General features: G+C 59.8%; 19 protein-coding genes and 1 tRNA gene. 15 read left to right on the forward strand and 5 right to left on the reverse strand.

Translation table 11 applies throughout. From position 1 onward, the window contains the following. Positions 1–22 precede the first annotated feature (22 nt). On the forward strand, positions 23–1,474 hold the full coding sequence (locus MD273_RS14880) for an ABC1 kinase family protein (RefSeq protein ID WP_239038590.1): 1,452 nt from the start codon (positions 23–25) through the stop codon (positions 1,472–1,474). Here MD273_RS14880 and MD273_RS14885 read toward each other — a convergent pair. Continuing rightward, on the reverse strand, positions 1,408–1,857 hold the full coding sequence (locus MD273_RS14885; RefSeq protein WP_239038591.1) for a YqaA family protein: 450 nt from the start codon (positions 1,855–1,857) through the stop codon (positions 1,408–1,410). The two genes, MD273_RS14880 and MD273_RS14885, sit on opposite strands and share 67 nt — an antisense overlap. Before the next feature lie 167 nt (positions 1,858–2,024). Here MD273_RS14885 and MD273_RS14890 point away from each other — a divergent pair, with 167 nt between their 5' ends. Continuing rightward, complete coding sequence (locus MD273_RS14890; RefSeq protein WP_239038592.1) at positions 2,025–2,279, forward strand: GrxA family glutaredoxin; 255 nt, start codon at positions 2,025–2,027, stop codon at positions 2,277–2,279. A gap of 70 nt (positions 2,280–2,349) precedes the next feature. Here MD273_RS14890 and MD273_RS14895 read toward each other — a convergent pair whose 3' ends face one another. Continuing rightward, a complete protein-coding gene (locus MD273_RS14895) occupies positions 2,350–3,612 on the reverse strand; it encodes a 6-phosphofructokinase (RefSeq protein WP_239038593.1) in 1,263 nt (420 codons plus the stop codon). A 155-nt stretch (positions 3,613–3,767) separates the two neighbouring features. Here MD273_RS14895 and mpl point away from each other — a divergent pair, with 155 nt between their 5' ends. From mpl to MD273_RS14915, 4 genes are all read left to right on the forward strand, one after another. Continuing rightward, a complete protein-coding gene (gene mpl / locus MD273_RS14900) occupies positions 3,768–5,162 on the forward strand; it encodes a UDP-N-acetylmuramate:L-alanyl-gamma-D-glutamyl-meso-diaminopimelate ligase (protein ID WP_239038594.1) in 1,395 nt (464 codons plus the stop codon). Positions 5,163–5,197: 35 nt separating this feature from the next. Beyond that, positions 5,198–5,845, forward strand: coding sequence for a flavin prenyltransferase UbiX (locus tag MD273_RS14905; protein ID WP_239038595.1), 648 nt, complete (start codon positions 5,198–5,200; stop codon positions 5,843–5,845). Positions 5,846–5,968: 123 nt separating this feature from the next. Further along, positions 5,969–7,108 carry an acyl-CoA dehydrogenase family protein gene (locus MD273_RS14910; protein WP_239038596.1) on the forward strand — a complete coding sequence of 380 codons (1,140 nt, stop codon included), beginning with the start codon at positions 5,969–5,971 and terminating at the stop codon, positions 7,106–7,108. A gap of 140 nt (positions 7,109–7,248) precedes the next feature. Then, positions 7,249–9,162: a hypothetical protein gene (locus tag MD273_RS14915; RefSeq protein ID WP_239038597.1), complete on the forward strand. Its 1,914-nt coding sequence runs from the start codon at positions 7,249–7,251 to the stop codon at positions 9,160–9,162. Positions 9,163–9,305: 143 nt separating this feature from the next. Here MD273_RS14915 and MD273_RS14920 read toward each other — a convergent pair. Further along, a tRNA-Leu gene (locus MD273_RS14920) sits at positions 9,306–9,392 on the reverse strand. Positions 9,393–9,653: 261 nt separating this feature from the next. Here MD273_RS14920 and rnr point away from each other — a divergent pair. From rnr to alr, 8 genes are all read left to right on the forward strand, one after another. After that, complete coding sequence (gene rnr / locus MD273_RS14925) at positions 9,654–12,167, forward strand: ribonuclease R (RefSeq protein ID WP_239038598.1); 2,514 nt, start codon at positions 9,654–9,656, stop codon at positions 12,165–12,167. Between the two features lie 37 nt (positions 12,168–12,204). After that, positions 12,205–12,942 carry a 23S rRNA (guanosine(2251)-2'-O)-methyltransferase RlmB gene (gene rlmB, locus MD273_RS14930; RefSeq protein WP_239038599.1) on the forward strand — a complete coding sequence of 246 codons (738 nt, stop codon included), beginning with the start codon at positions 12,205–12,207 and terminating at the stop codon, positions 12,940–12,942. 245 nt (positions 12,943–13,187) lie between these two features. Then, positions 13,188–13,604 (forward strand): 30S ribosomal protein S6, encoded by a 417-nt coding sequence (rpsF, locus tag MD273_RS14935; RefSeq protein WP_239038600.1) that lies wholly within the window; start codon positions 13,188–13,190, stop codon positions 13,602–13,604. Between the two features lie 25 nt (positions 13,605–13,629). Continuing rightward, complete coding sequence (rpsR, locus tag MD273_RS14940) at positions 13,630–13,860, forward strand: 30S ribosomal protein S18 (protein ID WP_008937282.1); 231 nt, start codon at positions 13,630–13,632, stop codon at positions 13,858–13,860. A 25-nt stretch (positions 13,861–13,885) separates the two neighbouring features. Next, a complete protein-coding gene (locus tag MD273_RS14945; RefSeq protein ID WP_239038601.1) occupies positions 13,886–14,752 on the forward strand; it encodes a hypothetical protein in 867 nt (288 codons plus the stop codon). 20 nt (positions 14,753–14,772) lie between these two features. Continuing rightward, positions 14,773–15,219, forward strand: coding sequence for a 50S ribosomal protein L9 (gene rplI / locus MD273_RS14950; protein ID WP_239038602.1), 447 nt, complete (start codon positions 14,773–14,775; stop codon positions 15,217–15,219). A gap of 138 nt (positions 15,220–15,357) precedes the next feature. Then, entirely contained in the window at positions 15,358–16,764 is a 1,407-nt protein-coding gene (gene dnaB / locus MD273_RS14955; RefSeq protein WP_239038603.1) for a replicative DNA helicase, read from the forward strand. Next, positions 16,764–17,840 (forward strand): alanine racemase, encoded by a 1,077-nt coding sequence (gene alr / locus MD273_RS14960; protein ID WP_239038604.1) that lies wholly within the window; start codon positions 16,764–16,766, stop codon positions 17,838–17,840. The genes dnaB and alr overlap by 1 nt, the downstream gene beginning before the upstream one ends. Before the next feature lie 15 nt (positions 17,841–17,855). Here alr and MD273_RS14965 read toward each other — a convergent pair whose 3' ends face one another. Continuing rightward, complete coding sequence (locus MD273_RS14965) at positions 17,856–18,212, reverse strand: hypothetical protein (RefSeq protein WP_239038605.1); 357 nt, start codon at positions 18,210–18,212, stop codon at positions 17,856–17,858. Between the two features lie 162 nt (positions 18,213–18,374). On the opposite strand from MD273_RS14965, the gene MD273_RS14970 reads away from it, so the two are divergent. Beyond that, a complete protein-coding gene (locus tag MD273_RS14970; RefSeq protein ID WP_239038606.1) occupies positions 18,375–19,250 on the forward strand; it encodes a sugar nucleotide-binding protein in 876 nt (291 codons plus the stop codon). A gap of 75 nt (positions 19,251–19,325) precedes the next feature. Here MD273_RS14970 and fnr read toward each other — a convergent pair whose 3' ends face one another. Continuing rightward, on the reverse strand, positions 19,326–20,075 hold the full coding sequence (fnr, locus tag MD273_RS14975) for a fumarate/nitrate reduction transcriptional regulator Fnr (protein WP_239038607.1): 750 nt from the start codon (positions 20,073–20,075) through the stop codon (positions 19,326–19,328). Positions 20,076–20,119 lie beyond the last annotated feature (44 nt).

Below are 20,119 nucleotides of genomic sequence, written 5' to 3' on the forward strand. Positions count from 1 at the left end.
TCCCGAAACCCGCAGGTTGTCCATGTCTTCCAAGCGTCCAGGAGCAAAGGTTTCCCGTATCAAGACCGGCAGTTTCGAGCGCAGGCTGAGCCTGACCCGGGCCGGGCTGACCGCAGGTACCCGGATGGCCTCCCACATGGCCACCAACTGGTTCAGCAGTCGGGACAAGCGGGAAGAACGGCACCGTGCCATGTTGTCCAATCAGGCCCGGTTTCTGGTTGACGAACTGGGGCGTCTCAAGGGCAGCGTGGTGAAGATTGGTCAGGTGATGGCGCTGTATGGCGAGCATTTCCTGCCGGAAGAGGTTACCGAGGCCCTGCACACCCTTGAGGATCAGACCACCTCGCTGGAATGGCCGGCGATCGAGAAGGTACTCAAGGACGAGCTCGGGAGTGACCGACTGGCGGAGCTGCAGGTTGACGCCGAGCCCATAGGCGCAGCCTCGCTGGGCCAGGTGCACCGGGCAGTCCGGCGCAGTGACGGGCTGGAGTTGGTGCTGAAGGTGCAGTACCCGGGCGTTGCAGACGCAGTGGACAGCGATCTGAATGCGGTGGCGCAGTTGCTGAAAGTGGCGCGGCTGGTCAGTTTCGGGCCGGAATTCAATGACTGGCTCGAGGAAGTCAGGGACATGATGCACCGGGAGGTGGATTACCGCCTGGAAGCCCGGACTACCGAGAAATTCCGCTCCATGCTGGCGTCCGATCCGCGCTTCATAGTGCCAAGGGTGTTGCCGGAATTCTCCACGGCCCATGTGATTGCCTCTACCTACGAACATGGCCATTCGGTAGGTTCCAGGGAGGTTCGAGAGCTATCGCTTGAGCGTCGCAGCGCTCTTGGTGAGGCTGCGCTGGAGCTGTTTTTCAGGGAACTGTTCGTCTGGGGGGAGATCCAGACCGACCCCAATTTCGGCAATTACCGAATCCGTATTGCCGGTGAGGAAGGCGAGGATCCGGGCTATGACCGCATCGTTCTGCTGGACTTCGGTGCGGTACAGTCCTATTCGGACGAATTCCTGGCTCCGGTCATCCAGATGATCCGGGCGTCCTACGAGCAGGATCTGGAAGCAGTGATTGATGGTGGCGTTAAACTGCGCTTCATGAGTCTGGAATGGCCCCGGGAAGTGCTGGAGAAGTTCGGCAGGATCTGCATGTCCGTACTTGAGCCCCTCGCGAAGGATCAATTCGAGTGGCCGGAGTATGCAGTCAACAGGCACGGCCAGTATCGCTGGAAACAGAGCGACCTGCCATCCCGGGTTGCCCGGCAGGCAGCGCGTTCTGCGATCAGCCGCTATTTCCGGGTGCCGCCCAAGGAATTTGTGTTCCTGAACCGTAAGTTGATCGGCGTTTACACGTTTATTGCCGTGTTGCATTCGGAGTTCAATGGTGAACCCCTGTTGCGCAAGTACCTTTATGGTGAAGGGGAGGGGGAAGGGACCCCGGATGCCTCGGCCACCAGCCACAGCACGAAGGCATAGCGGGCGCCCTTGCCGATTGCCACCAGGACCACGAAGTTCAGCCAGGGTACCCGCATGATCCCGCCTACCAGCGTCAGTGCGTCGCCCCCCAGGGGCAGCCAGCCCAGCAACAGCGACCACTGGCCGTACCGGTTGAACCGGTTTCGGGCCTTGTGCAGCTGCAGTTCGCTGATCGGAAACCAGCGTTTGTGCCTGAAACGATCCACCTGGCGCCCGATGACGCCGTTGACCACGGAACCGAGGGTGTTACCCGCGGTGGCCCAGAACCAGAGCCACCACAGGGAGTAACCCTGGGCCACCAGAGTGCCCAGCAGCACCTCGGAGTAGGCCGGTAACAGTGTGGCTGCCGCAAAGGCCGTCAAAAAAAGGGTAAGGTAGACCAAATCGTTTCCCCGTCTTGACTAAATTCAACGCCGGTTGTCGGTCCTGTCGGTATGGTCACGTACTATGGTTGCCATGCAAACCATTAATTTTTACTCGCTGTTGCCTTGCCAGTATCCTTTCGTCAGGTTTTCATACACCAGTTTCTGACACCGTTGCAGGAGGTTTTATGGAGCAGGTCACGATTTATGGCCGTTCGAGTTGTGGATTTTGCGTTCGGGCAAAAGGCCTGTGTGAATCCATGCAGCTGCCCTATACCTGGATCGATATGATCGAAAAGGGTATCTCCAAGGCTGATATTGCCGACAAAATTGGCAAGCCGGTACACACTGTGCCACAGATTTTCGTCGGACAGCAGCACATTGGCGGGTTTGACGAGTTTTACGCCTATGTGCGTGAACACGAGGCTGCAACCAGCCGCTGAAAGAGCATTTCGGCCAAAAAAAGCCGCCCCGGTAAAGGCCGGGGCGGCTTTTTTCGGTTCCGGGCGCAGGTCAGATATCGAACTCGGTCTTGAGTTTCTTATCCACCAGCTGGTTCTTCAGCTTTGCAACCCTGGGCAGGCCGTTTTCAAACGGCGGGAAGCTTTCCCCGTCAATCAGGGGCTCAAGGTAGTCCCGGCAGTCCTGGGTAATGCCGAAACCGTCATCAGTGATGTAATGGATCGGCATTTTCTTTTCCTGGTTGGCCACTTCGCTCAGGTTGGCTTCGCCAATCTTCCAGCGGTAGGGGCGGGCCTGTTCGCGAACAATGGTCGGCATGAGGGCCTGTTTGCCGGCCACCGCCATTTCCACTGCAGCCTTGCCCACCGCGTAGGCCTGTTCCACGTCCGTGGCTGAGGCAATGTGCCGTGCGCTACGCTGAAGGTAGTCCGCAACCGCCCAGTGGTATTTGTGGCCCAGGGCCTGCTTCACCATATTGGCGAGTGCCGGCGCCACGCCGCCGAGCTGGGTGTGGCCAAAGGCATCCTTGGCGCCGGCGTCGGCGAGGAAACGGCCGTCTTCGTACTGGGCACCCTCGGAGGCAACCACGACGCAATAGCCATAATCCTTCACGCACTGATCCACGCGTGCCAGGAAGGCTTCCCGATCGAAGGGAATCTCCGGGAACAGGATGATGTGCGGCGGCTCGCCCTCGCCCTGGCCGGCCAGGCCTCCCGCGGCGGCAATCCAGCCGGCATGGCGGCCCATTACTTCAAGGATGAACACCTTGGTGGAGCTTTCACACATGGACTTGATGTCGAGGCTCGCTTCCAGCGTTGACGTGGCGATGTATTTGGCGACTGAGCCAAAGCCCGGGCAGCAGTCGGTAAAGGGCAGGTCGTTATCCACGGTCTTGGGCACGCCGATGCAGGTGATGGGGTAGCCCATCTTGTCGGCGATCTGGGACACCTTGTAGGCAGTATCCTGGGAGTCCCCGCCGCCGTTGTAGAAAAAGTAGCCGATGTCGTGGGCGCGGAACACTTCGATAAGCCGCTCGTACTCGGCCCGGTTTTCGGAAATGTTCTTGAGCTTGTGACGGCAGGAACCAAAGGCGCCGCCCGGGGTGTGGATCAGGGCCTGGATCGCCTCGTCACTCTCGAGGCTGGTATCAATCAGTTCTTCCCTCAGCGCCCCGATAATGCCGTTGCGACCGGCAAACACCTTGCCGATCTTGTCCGGGTGCTTGCGGGCAGTCTGGATGACGCCACAGGCGCTGGCATTAATGACGGCGGTGACGCCGCCGGATTGGGCGTAAAAAGCATTCTTGATAGCCATCTCGGGCTGAAGCCTCCTGCTGGTTCGACAATGGCGCAGATGATACGCCAAATGCCCCGGATTTTCATGAGCACGATTGCGGATAGCGCGGGCCTTGACGCCCTGCGGCGTATAGGGGAGGCTTGGCAGGTTTCAACGGAGAGGTCGAACACCGAATGCATATCCACATCCTAGGAATCTGTGGCACTTTCATGGGCAGTCTGGCTGTGTTGGCGCGGGAACTGGGTCACACGGTGACCGGCTCGGATCAGGGCGTCTACCCGCCCATGAGCACCCAGCTGGAAAGCCAGGGTATCGGCCTGATGGAGGGCTACAGTGCCGGGCACCTGGAGCCCAGGCCGGATCTGGTGCTGATCGGTAATGCCATGTCGAGGGGCAATCCCGAGGTCGAGGCGGTGCTCAACCTCAACATTGATTATATGTCCGGGCCCGAGTGGCTGGCCCGCGAGGTGCTGCGTCACCGCTGGGTCATGGCGGTTGCAGGAACCCACGGAAAGACCACCACGACCTCGATGCTGCTGTGGATCCTCGAGCAGGCCGGTTTCAACCCCGGATATCTCGTGGGAGGTGTTCCCCTGGACTTTCCGGTCTCCGCCCGGCTCGGGAGCAGCGACTTTTTCGTGATCGAGGCTGATGAATATGACAGCGCCTTTTTCGACAAACGCTCGAAGTTCATCCATTACCGGCCACACACCCTGATCCTTAATAACCTGGAATTCGACCACGCCGATATCTTCGAGAACGTCGAGGCCATCGAACGCCAGTTCCATCACCTGGTGCGCACCGTGCCCTCCCAGGGCCTGATCGTCCGCCCCGCGTTGGATCCGCATCTGGACAACGCCCTGGCCATGGGTTGCTGGAGCCCGGTTCAGGACACCGCCATCGGCAGCGAGGTTACCCGCACGGCGGACTGGCGCGCAGAGTTGCTGTCAGAGGACGGCAGCCGGTTCATGGTGATTCATCACGAGCAGCCGGTGGCGACCCTCAAATGGGGCCAGACCGGTATGCATAATGTGCGTAACGCACTGGCCGCAATCGCCGCCGCCCGACACGTGGGCATCACCCCGGATCATGCCGTGGCGGCACTGTGCCGGTTCTCCGGGGTCAAGCGCCGGATGGAGCTGCTGGCAGATGTTGGAGGTGTGCGGGTATACGATGATTTTGCCCATCACCCAACTGCCATTGCCACCACCCTGGAGGGCTTGCGCAACCAGGTGGGTGATGAGCCGATCCTGGCGCTGATTGAGCCCCGCTCCAACACCATGAAACAAGGCGTGCACCGTGACAATCTGCTGGCCAGTGCGGCCCAGGCTGATCGGGTGCTGTGGGCCAACCTGAATGACATGGACTGGCTGCAGGAGCTGGTCGGTGCCTGGCAGGCGGATAACGGGGATACTGACCTGCACCGGGTTGAGTCATCCGTTGAGGGCCTTATCGAGCGTGTGCTGGACGATCTGCCAAGCCCCTGCCACATTGTCATCATGAGCAATGGCGGTTTTGGCGGGATCCACGGCAAACTGGTGGCAGAGCTCGAACGTATCCGGGGCTGATGATTCTGAACTGAAACCTCTGGGGAATACCGCAAATGACCTTGCCCGCACCGGCACAGCGAACCGTAAACCTGGCGATTACCGGCGCATCCGGCGCCCAATATGCCTTGCGGCTGCTGCAATGCCTGGTGGCGGCCGGCTGCCGTGTGCATGTGATGGTCAGCCGGGCCGCCCAGGTGGTGATCGCCACCGAGACGGATCTGAAACTGCCGGGGTCGCCTTCGGCCATGCAGGAATGCCTGACGGAGTTTTCCAGCGCCAAGCCCGGACAGGTCCTGGTATTTGGCCGGGAGGAATGGTTTGCGCCGCCGGCCTCCGGTTCCGGCGAAAAGGCCCCCCTGGTGATTTGTCCCTGCAGCACCGGAACCTTGTCGGCGCTGGCCACGGGGGCCAGTAACAACCTGATCGAGCGGGCCGGGGACGTCGCCCTCAAGGAGCGTCGCCAGCTCATTCTGGTGCCCCGGGAGGCACCGTACTCGGAAGTGCATCTGGAGAACATGCTGCGCCTGACCCGCATGGGTGCGGTGGTCATGCCGGCCAGCCCGGGCTTCTATCACAAGCCCCAGTCCATCGAAGATCTGGTGGACTTTGTGGTTGCCCGACTGCTGGACCACCTGAACCTGCCTCAAGAACTGATGCCACGCTGGGGTGAAGCCCGGGTAGACGCGAAACAGCCTCGCTGAAGCCTGGCGCACCCGATGGTTTTGGTCAGCGCGATTGATGGTTTTCATCATTGAGCGAAACCGGCCGCCGGCCGAGACTTGGTGAACGACAATCACAACACACGTCATTCACCGAGGTTTCCCATGATTCCACGTACCGTTTTCGATGCCGACCTGGAAGGCTTCCGCGACTCCGTTCGCAAGTTCCTGGAGCAGGAGGCAGCGCCCTATCACGACCAGTGGGAAAAGGACGGCCAGGTCAGCCGTGAACTCTGGCGAAAGGCCGGGGAACTGGGATTCCTGTGCCCGACCATGCCGGAGGAGTACGGTGGTGTGGGGGCCGATTTCCGCTACAGTGCTGTGGTTATCGAGGAAATTTCCCGGGCCGGCCTGTCCGGCATCGGCTGGGGGCTGCACTCGGACATCGTCGCTCCCTATATCCTCAATTACGGCTCAGAGGAACAGAAGCAGAAGTATCTGCCCAAGCTGGTTTCCGGTGAGATGATCGGTGCCATTGCGATGACCGAACCGGGGGCTGGCTCCGATCTCCAGGGGGTCAAAACCACGGCCATTCGGGATGGTGACACCTATCTCCTGAACGGCTCCAAGACCTTTATCACCAACGGCCAACTGGCGGATCTGGTGGTTGTGGTGGCCAAGACCGATCCGAAGGAAGGCGCCAAGGGCACCAGCCTGCTGCTGGTGGAAACCGCGTGGGAAGGTTTCGAGAAGGGGCAGAACCTGAACAAGGTGGGCATGAAGGCCCAGGATACCTCGGAGCTGTTCTTCCAGGATGTGAAGGTGCCGGCCGGTAATCTGCTCGGATCCATGGAGGGCCAGGGCTTCTTCCAGTTGATGCAGGAGTTGCCGGCCGAACGCCTGCAAGTGGCCCTGGCTGCGGTCGCGGCTGCCGAGGCGGCCTGGCAGTGGACCCTGGACTATGTCAAAGAGCGCAAGGCCTTCGGCAAGCCGGTGATTGCCTTCCAGAACACCCGCTTCAAGCTGGCGGAGCTGAAAGCCGAGATCACCGCGGCCCGGGTGTTTACCGACCGCTGCCTGGAGTTGCACCTGGAGAAGAAACTGGATATCCCCACCGCGGCCATGCTCAAGCAGCACACCACGGATCTGCAGTGCAAGGTTATGGATGAATGTGTCCAGCTGCACGGTGGCTATGGTTATATGTGGGAGTATCCCATTGCCCGTGCCTGGGCCGATTCCCGCGTGCAGCGCATCTATGCCGGCACCAACGAGATCATGAAGGAAATCGTCGCCCGCTCGTTCTGATGGCCGCTGGCCTCGCTGGCCCTTGGCTGGCGAGGCCTTCAGTTACCAATCTTTACAAATTGCCAAGCCTGTCAAGGTCTCCTCCGGCAACATCCCCTAAAGTAGCGGCACACCTCTGATAACAATAAACGGTTGCCGCGATGACACGCCTGGAATACATACCCGTTGCACTGCTGACCCTTTTTCTCGCCGGTTGTGGTCAGGAGTCCGATACCCTGCCGTTGGATGGGCGGGATTTCGACGGTGTGTCGTATGCGGAACCGGCCCCCTATACCGGAAAGGTGATCGATGGCTATCTGGTAAATGCGCGGGTGTGGCTGGATATGGATGGCGACAGCCAGTACACCCCTGGCCCGCTGGAGATCGAGCTGGAGAACGGCAACGTGGCGGTGCTCGAATCCGGGGAGCCTACCGCGATGAGCGGGCAAGGCGGTGAGTTTTCCCTTGACGTGGGAGAGCTGGCTCTTTCGCCGGCGATCGGGCCCGACCTGGATCCGAGGAATTACCCTTTCTACGCGGTAGCGTTGCCGGGTAAAACCCTGGAACAGACCTGGCGAGGCGACGTACCGGTGGCCCGGGCATTCCTGATGTCTGCAGCACCCGGCGTCCGGAACATCACTCCGCTTACCACGCTGGCCCGATACCGCAGACTGTTTGGTCTGGGTTCCTATCTGGATACTCCGGAAGATCTCTCCGGCAGTCTGGCTGGTCTCAACCTGGTGGCGGATTATGTGTTATCGGGCGACGAGCGGGCCCATGCCTATGCCCGGGCCCTGGCCAGGTTCATGGCCAGCCAGATTCCGGATGATTACAACGAGGCCTTGAGTCGACCTGACAGTGATGGCACCGAGCGCTCTTTGCGGAATCCTGAGCAGGCTGCCTACCTGTTTGGTCTCTCCCTGGTACAGAACGCCCCCTCGGTGATCGCCCTGGTGGATGAGGCCGCCGGCGGTGACTATGCCAATGTCGACCCGGACGCCCTGACCTTGCCGGTGGTGCCGCTGGAGCTGTCTGATCCGGTTCTGCTCACCCATCAGCGTATTCTGGCCCAGCCCGAAAACGACCAGAACCTGCCGGCCAGTACCTCGAGCCTGTTGGCGTCCGCCGAGCTTTTCTTTGATTTTTCCGAGGCAGGCCAATTGTTGTCGGTATCCGCTGAAGGGTGCCTCGCGCCATCCATGCCGGAACTGGTCCGGCTGATCAATGTGAACGGTCTGATGTACCGGCTTGGCAGCCAGTGGCGGCCATCGGTCTCGCTGTCGCCCCAGAGTCGGATTGCCTACGAAGTGGAAGGTGTGGACGAGCGCCTGATCTTCGATTGGAATGGTCAGCGGATCTATTTCGAGACTTCCACAACTTGCCATGAACATGAAGGTATTTTGGCGGGTTCCACGGAGCTTTCGGGGAATCCGGAGGTGATCTTTCGCTGGCAGAAGGTTGGTGACGCAGTGGCGGAGCTGGTGGCAGAGATTCCCCAGTCGGATGGCTCGATCCTGATTCGGAGGCTGGAGCCGCAGCCTGAGCCTGAGGTCGCCCCCGATGACTTCGGTGGCTTTACTTTAGTCGAGAATGGTTCACAGATTGCTTCACTGGAGCTTGGCGGAACGGAGGCTGCATGCGACGAGCTGCTGGCAGCTGAAGCGGAGGTCGCCGCCCTGGATCACGTTGTTACCGATCAATATGGCTATGCGTTTACCGGCTACGATCCGCAGCCCGCGAATTTTGTGAATCTGGCGCTGGAGTATGATACCCGGGATCTGGATGGCGACGGAGCGGGGGCTCCGGTCAGCCGATTGCTGCGTTATGGATTCCTTGATCCGGATCTCTCCGGTCTGGCCAATGTGGATGCAGGGACCGGTTTTCAGTGGGCGATGTATTACCCCACCACATTTGATCCGGCCAATCCGAACCTGATCCGGGAGGCCTACCTCACCAGCTATAGCGGTGCTCGGGAATGCAAAAGGGAATTCGAGGAGACGCCTTCTTCCGCCTACGCGAAAGTGGAGTACAGCTATCAGGTGTTGTCGGAATACTTGCTGGGGCTGCTTGATTGAGAGGGATGGACGTCGGGCTTGTGTGAGCCGGAGCGCAGACAGGTCCGTGCGCAAAACACAAAATCCAGGCACAAAAAAGTTATGCTGTCTGGCTGTGATTACTAAGTCTCGGGGATTTCTATGCCATTTCCTGGGGAAGGAAATGGTGCCGAGGAGAGGACTTGAACCTCCACGGGGTTGCCCCCACTAGCACCTGAAGCTAGCGCGTCTACCAATTTCGCCACCTCGGCAGATGACTTGCAACGTTTGCTATCTTACTGAATTCATTTCCGAATTCAAGCTTTTCGTTGCTGGCTGAGGTGTGCCCCTCAACCGATGGCGCGTACTTTAATGATTCCCTCAGAGGCTGTCAAACATTTTTTTCCAAAAAGTTTCGGTGGTATTTGTGCCTATCATATGCCCCCTTGTTAGGCAGCATTGGCGTACCAACGTTATACTGCAACGAAACACTAATTCTGCCGCGCCGATGCGGCTTTAAAACAAGGATCCGAATGGTTTCCAGGAAGAAAGACAAAGGTGATCCTCACGCCGACCGTGAGGCCCAGAAATACGAAAACCCTATCCAGAGTCGGGAATTCATACTCAAGCACCTGAAAGACCGGGGGGCGCCAGCCACCCACGAGACCCTGTGTCAGGAGCTGGGGCAAACCTCGCCGGAAGGTATTGAGGCTTTACGCCGCAGGCTGATTGCCATGTGCCGGGACGGGCAGCTGATCTGTAACCGTCGTGGTGCCTATTTGCCCATCGAGGAGGCCGACCTGGTCACCGGAAAGGTGACCGGCCACAAGGATGGCTTCGGTTTCCTGATTCCCGATGATGGCGGCTCCGACCTGTTCCTCACGGCCCGGCAGATGCGCCAGGTGTTCCATGGCGATCGGGTTGCGGCTCGCGTGGATCGAGTCGATGACCGCGGCCGCCGTGAGGGCAAGATCGTCGAAGTGCTTGAGCGCAACACCAGCCAGATTGTTGGCCGGTTTTTCCGGGAGAGCGGCATCAGTTTCGTGGTACCGGAGAATGCCCGCATCAATCACGAGATTCTGGTGCCGGAAGAGCACGTGGGTGAGGCCTACCAGGGCCAGTATGTCGTGGTGGAGATCCTGCGTCACCCCACCGTCCGCACCCAGCCCATGGGCAAGGTGATTGAAATCCTGGGTGAGCACATGGCGCCGGGCATGGAAATCGATGTCGCCATCCGCTCCTATGAGATTCCCCACAGCTGGCCGCCCGCCGTGGGTGAGCAGGCCGCCGCCATTTCTGCAGAAGTCGAAGAGAAGGACAAGCAGAACCGGGTGGATATCCGGCATTTGCCACTGGTCACCATTGATGGTGAGGATGCCCGGGACTTTGATGATGCCATCTATTGCGAGCCACGCCCGCGCGGGGGCTTCCGCCTGCTGGTGGCGATTGCCGATGTGTCCCACTATGTCCGTCCCGGCACGCCACTGGATGAAGAGGCGCTGAACCGGGGTAACTCGGTCTATTTCCCGGATCACGTGGTTCCGATGCTGCCGGAGAAACTCTCCAATGGCCTGTGTTCCCTGAATCCGGGCGTCGACCGTCTGTGCATGGTCGCCGACATGACCCTCAGCGCCAACGGTCGCATCAGTGGTTACAGCTTTTACCAGGCGGTGATGCACAGCCACGCCCGGCTGACCTACAACAAGGTCAGTGACATTCTGGAGCGCCCGGATTCCGAGCCGGGCTACCGCTTGAGCCAGCAATACTCTGAAGTGTTGCCGCAGCTCTATAATCTCTACGAGCTCTACAAGCTGTTGCGTTGGGCGCGGACAGAACGCGGTGCTATCGATTTCGAGACCACCGAGACCCGAATCATCTTCGATCCCAACCGCAAGATCGAGGAGATCGTTCCGGTTCACCGCAACGACGCCCACAAGATTGTCGAAGAATGTATGCTGTGCGCCAATGTGGCGACGGCGCGTTTTCTGAAAAAGCACAAGACGCCCGCCCTGTACCGGGTGCATGAAGGCCCGTCGGAAGAGCGACTGGCAGCACTCAGGCTGTTCCTGGGCGAACTTGGGTTGCAGCTGCGTGGCGGCGACAAGCCGACCTCTGCGGACTATCAGGAGCTGTTGTCCCAGATTGCCGATCGCCCGGACGCCGACGTGATCCAGACCGTAATGTTGCGCTCCCTCAGTCAGGCCGTATACAGTCCCGAGGAGAGTGGTCACTTCGGCCTTGGTTTTGCCAGCTACGCCCATTTCACCTCGCCGATCCGGCGTTATCCGGATCTGGTCGTGCACCGGGCCATCAAATCCCGGATCCACAATCCAGAGGTCGAAAAGGACGTGGTTACGCCACCGGTCACCGATCCGGAACTGGCGGAATATCCTTACGATTATGCCCGCCTGGAACAGCTGGGCGAGCATACCTCCATGACCGAGCGGCGCGCTGATGATGCGACCCGGGATGTCATGGCCTGGCTCAAGTGTGAATTCCTGCGGGATCACGTGGGCGAGGAGTACAACGGCGTGATTTCCGCAGTGGTGCCCTTCGGCTTTTTTGTCGCCCTGGAGGACATCTATATCGAGGGGCTGGTTCATGTTTCCACGCTCAGCGGTGACTATTTCCATCACGATTCCGCGAAGCATCGCCTGATCGGTGAGCGCACGGCCGTGAGCTTCCGGCTCGGTGACGATGTTCGGGTTCGTGTTGCCCGGGTGGATCTGGAAGATCGCAAGATCGATCTGGAGCTGGTCAGCCAGCCCAGGCGTCGCAAGGCTGACAGGGAAGCGCTGGATGTCTCCCGTCGCGAGGAGCGCGGTAAAGGCAAGGGCAAGGACCGCGGTGCGGGACGCAAGAAGACCGCGCGCGGCCGCAAGGCCAAGCCCGAGTCGACCGCGCCTGCCAAGGGTAAGCCCGGCAGTGCCAAGCAGAAGCTGGTTGCCGAAGCCGCCCGCGAAGCAGAGAAAAAATCCGGCAAGGCCAAGGGCAAGTCCGGACAAGCCGGTTCCGGCAAAAAGCCCCGGCGCAGAACCCGTAAGTAGGTTCTGAACAGTAACCCGCAAACAGGATCAAGAGTCAGTGTCCCAGGAATATGTATTCGGGTGGCATGCGGTTGAGGCTGTCCTCAAGCGCGAGCCGGAAAGATTGCAGCAGGTCTGGATCCAGACCGGGCGCCAGGATAAACGCGTCAAAACCATCACCGATGCGCTGGATGGTCTCGGTGTGCGTTGGCAGGTGGTTCATCGCCGGGAGCTTGATGAGCGGGTATCCGGTGTGCATCAGGGCGTCGTCGCGGCCGTGTCCGAGAGTCGTGAATGGACCGAAGGCGACTTGTTGGCCGAGCTGGAAAAGAGCGACAAGTCGCCATTTCTGCTGGTGCTTGATGGCGTGACCGATCCCCATAATCTGGGGGCCTGCATGCGTACGGCAGATGCGGTGGGTGTCCAGGCCGTCATTGTCCCCAAGGACAAGTCCGCGTCGCTGACTCCGGTCGCCCGCAAGGTTGCCTGTGGTGCCGCCGAAACCGTCCCGTTCGTGCGCGTGACCAACCTGGCGCGTTTCCTCAGATCCCTCCAGGAGCAGGGTGTCTGGCTGATCGGTACCGCCGGTGAGGCCACGGCCACGCTCTATCAGGCGGATTTCAAGGGCCCGGTTGCCCTGGTGATGGGGGCCGAAGGCAAGGGCATGCGGCGGCTGACCAAAGAGCACTGTGACCAGCTGATCAATATTCCCATGCTGGGGCACGTGGACAGTCTGAACGTTTCTGTTGCCACCGGTGTCTGCCTCTATGAGGCGCTGCGCCAGCGTCTTGGTTAACCCTTGCACAGATGGCGCTGTACGCCTAGAATACGTCACCCCTTTTTTAAGGGGTGGCTTTTTATTGCCTGAACAAACGGGCGATAAGGCCACGCTTTTGATCAAGCCTTTCGTTGTAAAGCCTTATTGATAAAGCAAAAGAAACCGGCAGCCCGAGGCTGTCACCTCCTTGCTTTCATGCTCAACGGGGCGGCCAGCAGCCGCGCGGTTGAAAAAGGAAGCTGTTTAAACCGTAGGGAGAACTCATGCGTCACTACGAAATCGTATTCATGGTACACCCTGATCAGAGCGAGCAGGTGCCCGCAATGATCGAGCGTTATACCGGCGTCATCACCGAAGATGGCGGCAAGGTACATCGCCTGGAAGATTGGGGCCGTCGTCACCTGGCTTACCCGATCAACAAGATCCACAAGGCTCACTACGTCCTGATGAACGTCGAGTGTTCCCAGGCCGCTATGGACGAGCTGACTCACAACTTCCGGTTCAACGATGCCATCATCCGTGACCTGATCCTGCGTCGCGATGAAGCCGTGACCGATATGTCTCCGATGAAAGCCGCCGAGTCCCGTGAGGACCGTCGTTCCGGCGGTGAGGACCGTCCGCGTCGTTCTGCCGATTCTGACAGCCGTCAGAAGGCCGAGTCCCAGGACGAAGAAGAGTAATTAACCGGAGTTGAGGAGTTAAGTTATGGCTCGTTTTTTCAGACGTCGTAAGTTCTGCCGCTTCACGGCAGAAGGTGTTAAAGAGATCGATTACAAGGATCTGGACACCCTGAAAGGCTACATCACTGAAACCGGCAAGATCGTGCCCAGCCGCATCACCGGCACCAAAGCACGTTATCAGCGTCAGCTGGCTACCGCTATCAAGCGTGCCCGCTACCTGGCACTGCTGCCGTATACGGACAGCCACGATCACTAAGAACAGATAAACAGGATTTGGGGCCATGCGTGCACTCGCACAGTTTGTAATGCGCGGTCCCCTGCAGGCCGGCGGGGTTGCAGCAGTCACGACTGCGATACCTCTGTTGTTCTGGATAGGCGCAGCGGTGGTCGGCCTGGTGATTCTCAGGCTGGGTATCGGGCAGGGGCTGAATATCGGCCTCTGGGCATTGCTTCCGGCGCTTGGCTGGAGCTGGTTCGGGCAGGATCCCACGGCTCTGGCGGTATTGCTGCAGACAATGCTGATGGCGTATATCCTCAGAACCACGCTGTCCTGGGAAAAATCCCTCCTCGGGGGGAGTTTTCTGGCGATTGTCACGGGGCTGATGTTGCCCGTGCTCTATCCCGGTCTGCTGGACGATCTCGTTCAGGCCGGGGTGGAATTTTACGAGCAGTACAATGCCGAAGTGGCCCGCACCCTCGGGGGCGATCTCGAGAAGGTGATCCGGGACACGATGAACGCGAGCATGGCGGGTACCTACCTGGCAACTGCCGTAGGTATGACGATGCTGGCCAGGGCATGGCAGGCCGGGCTTTATAATCCCGGTGGCTTCCGGAAGGAATTCCATGCCCTGCGGCTGTCGCCTGTGGTGGCGGTGTTGTGTGCGGTGACCATGCTGGTTGGTCCCCTCCTGGGCCTGAACTCGATGTTACTGGTCTGGGCCGCAGGCACGCCTCTGTTCCTGGCGAGTATCGCCCTGGTTCACGGTGTTGTGGGTCGTAAACAGCTGAGTGGTAACTGGCTGGCGATGTTCTACATCGCGCTGTTGCTGCTGGGCCCAAGCCTGATGATTCTGTTAGTGGTTATGGCTTTTGTGGATAGCTGGCTGGATATCCGGGGGCGTATCAAACCTGCCGGGCCGGCTGAATAAAGCACGAAGAGGTTAACGAGATGGAAGTTATTCTGCTCGAGAAAGTTGCAAACCTTGGCTCCCTGGGTGACAAGGTAAAGGTAAAGGCCGGTTACGGTCGTAATTTCCTGCTTCCCTACGGCAAGGCTGTGCCTGCCACCGAAGCAAACCTGAAGGCGTTCGAAGAGCGTCGTGCCGAGCTTGAAAAAGCGGCTGCCGAGAAGCTGGCGGCTGCCCAGGCCCGTGCCGAGGCCCTGGAAGGTGCGTCCTTCACCATCAGCTCCAAGGCCGGTGAGGAAGGCAAGCTGTTCGGTTCCATCGGTGTGCGCGACATTGCTGACGCGATCACTGCCGGCGGCACCGAAGTGGAGAAGAGCGAAGTTCGTCTGCCGGAAGGCCCGATCCGGGTGACCGGCGAGTACGACATCGAGCTTCAGCTGCACTCTGACGTTGAAGTAACCATCAAGCTGGCGGTTGTTGCGGACTGATCCGCGACAGCGCACTGCCTGGCCGGGGCAACCCGGCCGTGCTTGATTGAATGGGCCCGAACCGGAGACGGTTTCGGGCCTGTTTGTTTCTGGTATTCTTATCAGTTCCTGAGCTTACCCCAACCCTGAAGCGTTCATATGGCCAAGCCCAATCTGAAACCTGCCAGTACTGATCTGGAAACCAGCCGCATCAAGGTGCCCCCTCATTCGGTGGAAGCCGAGCAGGCGGTCCTGGGTGGCCTGATGCTCGATAACCGTCGGTTTGACGAAATCGCCGAGGTCATTTCGGCCGCTGATTTTTACCGGCAGGACCATCGCCTGATCTTCGGGGCAGTCGAGCGCCTGGCCAGCGAGAGCGAGCCGCTGGATGTCGTGACCCTGGCCGAGTTTCTGGAACGGGCCGGCGATATCGAGGATGCCGGCGGCCTGTCCTACCTGGCAGAACTGGCGGAGAAGACCCCCGGCGCTGCCAATATCCGTGCCTATGCCGATATTGTCCGCGAGCGGTCGATCTTGCGTCAGCTTGTGGAGGTTTCCGGGCAGATTTCCGATTCCGCCTTCAATCCCCTGGGCCGTACCAGTAACGAGATCCTCGACGAGGCAGAGCGTAACGTTTTCCGGATTGCGGAATCCCGTAACAAGGAGGGGTCTGGCCCGAAAGCGATCAATCCGATCCTGACCCAGACCCTGAGCCGGATCGAGGAGCTGTTCGAGTCCGGCGAGCAGACCACCGGCCTGACCACCGGTTTCCGGGACCTGGACGAGAAAACCTCCGGTATGCAGCCGGCCGACCTGATTATCGTGGCGGGCCGCCCCTCCATGGGTAAGACCACGTTCGCCATGAACATCGTCGAGAACGCCCTGATCAGTACCGGAACGCCGGTGCTGGTGTTCAGTATGGAGATGCCGGCGGATGCCCTGGCCATGCGTATGATTTCCTCGCTCGGGCGGATCGATCAGACCAAGGTCCGAAGCGGGAAGCTCGAGGAGGACGACTGGCCCCGGCTGACCTCGGCGGTCAGCCTGCTGAAGGACAAGCCACTGTACATTGATGATACTCCCGGCCTGAGCCCGACGGAAATGCGCTCCAGGGCCCGTCGTATCGCCCGGGAAAACGGTGGCAAGCTGGGCCTGATCATGGTGGATTACCTCCAGTTGATGCGGGTGCCCGGGAATACCGAGGGGCGGACGGCGGAGATCTCGGAAATCTCCCGGTCCCTGAAGGGGATTGCCAAGGAACTGAGTTGTCCGGTGGTGGCCCTGTCACAGTTGAACCGGAGTCTGGAGCAGCGGCCTAACAAACGCCCTGTGAACTCGGACCTTCGGGAATCCGGTGCGATCGAGCAGGATGCCGACGTCATCATGTTTGTATATCGTGACGAGGTGTACAACGAGGACACACCGGACAAGGGTATTGCCGAAATTATCATTGGTAAGCAGCGGAACGGCCCGATCGGTACCGTGCGCCTGGCCTTTATCGGCAAGTACACCAAGTTCGAGGATCTGGCCCACGGCGATTACAGCGATTACGGTGACGATTACTGATGCCTCGAAGCACCATTGCCCGAATCGATTTGCAGGCCCTCCGCCATAACTACGCGCTGGCACAGAAGCTGGCCGGGAGTGCCCGGGCCATGGCCGTGGTTAAAGCCGATGGTTACGGCCATGGCATTCGGCCGGTGGCCTTGGCGCTGGCGGAGATGGCGCCGAAGTACGCGGTGGCCTGCCTCGAAGAGGCGCTGGCTATTCGCGATGCGGGTCTCCGCCAACCGGTGGTCTTGCTGCAGGGCATGCACGAGGCGGGTGACGTCAGGGATTGCAGCGCTCACGATTTTGAACCGGTTCTGCACTGCAGCACCCAGCTGAACTGGCTGGCACAGAGCGAGAGCCGCCCGGAATTCTGGCTCAAGGTGAACAGCGGCATGAACCGCCTGGGTTTCCGACCGGCCGAGTTGCCTGAGGTTATGGCGGCGATCGATGCCATGGGCGCGCGCTCCCGCTTGCTGGGCTTCGTGACCCACTTCGCATGCGCCGACGACCCCGCCAGTGCCCGGACGGCGGAGCAGACCGAGTGTTTCGTTCGGGGCACTGCGGCCTGGCCGGATCTTATGCGCAGCGTTGGCAACTCGGCAGCGCACTTTCTTCCGGACCAGCCTTTGTTTGACTGGAGTCGCCCCGGCATCATGCTTTATGGCGGTTCGCCGTCTCTGGGCAAGATCGGCCCGGAGCTGGGTCTTCAGCCGGTGATGACCCTTGAGGCCCCCCTGCTGAGCACCCGTATCGTAAAGGCGGGAGAGGCCGTCGGGTATGGCTCCGCCTGGGTGGCAGAACGGGAGACGCTGATGGGCATGGTCGCCATCGGTTATGGTGACGGATATCCGAGACACGCCGGTACCGACACCCCTGCCGCAGTGAGGGGCCAGCGCATCCGGCTGATTGGCAGGGTCTCGATGGATATGCTGGCCGTGGACCTCACCAACGCGCCGGACGCACGGCCGGGCGATGCGGTGGAGTTGTGGGGCCGAACGGTAGGCGTGGATGAAGTCGCTGCCTGCGCCAACACGATTTCCTATGAATTGATGACCGGTATTACCGCCCGGGTGCCGCGGGAATACCGGTAGCGCCCCCGTCGGCTCTCAGGTCGTTTCCGGTTCGTGAATAATTTCCTCGATGAAGTCGAGTATGGCGGCGAGGCTTCGGTCGTCCAGCTTTTTGAGCACCTTGTGGACGACCATCTTACTGCCTTTGAGCATGCTGCCGATGCCCATTTTGGCCATGCCCAGCATCATGCTGCTGGCCTTGAGCCGGCGCAGCGGTTCCAGGAAAAAGAAGTCCAGGCCCTCTTCGGTCATTTCGACGATCAGCTCGTAGAGCTTGTCGATCGCTTCTTTATCGGCCTTGCCGCGTTCGCGGAGTTCACCCACGGTGTACAATGCACGGGTTCGGAGTTCGTCGGGTATTGGCGCAACGATATGGCTCTGTTGTTTCAGCATGTGACTTCCCGTTGTTGTATGCTCTTGAAAGAGATGACAAAAATATTAGACGCTGGCGTGTCAGGCCGAGTGTTATTCTAAGAGGTCCGTCCAGCAAACCATTGGCCTGATGGTTTCGGGCTTTCCGTCACCGAAGTGAAAACCTGGAGGCATTGATTCCTCGTGCACGTACTTGTTGTCCATGACTACGGTCCCTTGGGAAAAGTCCTTCTGGAGCGCCTCCGGGAGACTCATCTGCAGGTCAGCCCATTGCTGGTCAGTGATCCTGAGAGTGCCGACCTCAATGCCCTGGATAACTGGATTCCGGAAGATACCGACCTGATCGTCAACGCCTTGTGGCTGGCTGATCCGGAAGTGGCTCAACAGGATCCGGAGGGCATCCACAAGGCGGCTTTCTCCCTGCCCGTGGCCATGGCGGAGTATGCCCGTGAGCACGATATCGCGCTGTTCCAGTTGTCCTCCTGCTATGTGTTTGACGGCCGCAAGCAGAGCGGTTACATCACCTCCAATCCGGGGCAGCCTGTGAACGAGCTGGGCAACTGGCAATGGGAGTGCGAGCAGGCGTTACGGTCGCTACTGCCGAGACATATCATTCTCCGGACCGGTTGGAGCCTCGCCCGGTTCATCCGCAAGGTCCAGGCCAGCACAGTCGCGGGCGAGACCCTGTCGCTTCCCGGTCGGTGTCGGGGGCAGCCGGTTGCGGTCAAGGACCTGGCCCGGGTGATGACCGCGGTCATTCTCCAGCTGGACTGTGGTGCCGAGGTGTGGGGCACTTACCAGTACGCCGGTGCCGAGGAGATCAATCTGTACGAGCTCGGGTTGGCCATTGCCGGGTTGCCCGGTATTCCCGAAGGTATCCGAGTCATCGATGAGGTTCCGGACTGGGGGCACCTGGAGCCGGTGAATACCACGATGATCTGCACCAAGATTCGCAACACCTTCGGCATCAAGCAGCAGCCGTGGCGGTCCGGGTTGGTCGAGGAGCTTGCGATGTTGAAGAAGCGGGAAGGGAAGGGGACGACCGAGGTAACCGGGTAGGTCGATGTGAACACGGGGTCAGAAGAAGGCTTTCTTCTGACCCCGTCTTTAGTCTCTGGCCCTGTTCAAGAGACCTTACTGGCAACCCTGGCGGGAAAACTCGCGGGTTACAGTCTGCAGCGCTTCCACGTCCAGCAGTTCCACTTCCCGGCCCCGGGCGCGGATCAGGCCCTGGTTCTGGAAGCGGGTAAACACACGGCTGACGGTCTCTACCGCCAGACCCAGGAAGTTGGCGATGTCGTTCCTCGCCATTGGCAGGCTGAAGTTGGTCGGCGACAGCCGGCGGCGCTGGAAGCGGCTTGAAAGCGACAGCAGCAGCGCGGCGATACGTTCTTCCGCGGTGTTCTTGCTCAGCAGCATGGCCAGCTGATGGCTGTTCTGGATCTCCTGGCTCATCAGGTGGTACATGTGGTGCTGCAGTTCCGGCATCTTTCCGGTCAGCTCTTCCAGTTTCTCGATCGGGAACTCACAGACACTGGTGCGCTCCAGGGCCTTGGCAGTGCAGGCGTAGCTTTCTCCGCTCATGCTATCCAGACCTACCAGTTCGCCGGGCATGAAGAACCCTGTGACCTGCTCGTCACCACCCTCGGTAATGATCGAAGTCTTGATTGAGCCGCTTTTCACTGCAAAACAGGAGCGGAATGGAGTGCTCTGATCGAAGATGTGCTCGCCTCGATTGAAGATACGTCCCTGCTGGACTATGTCCTCCAGGCGCTCGAGTTCGTTTTCCTCAATGGCCAGGGGCAGGCAGAGATTGCTCAGACTGCACTGGTGGCAAGAGGCTTTGAGGGGCGAGTTCTTACGAATGGGGATTGCTTGCGCCATAGCGGATGAACCGTCCAAATTGATCCATATCAACCTCGTACCTT

The sequence above is a fragment of the Marinobacter sp. C7 genome, from assembly GCF_022343555.1.
Classification (GTDB): Bacteria; Pseudomonadota; Gammaproteobacteria; order Pseudomonadales; family Oleiphilaceae; genus Marinobacter.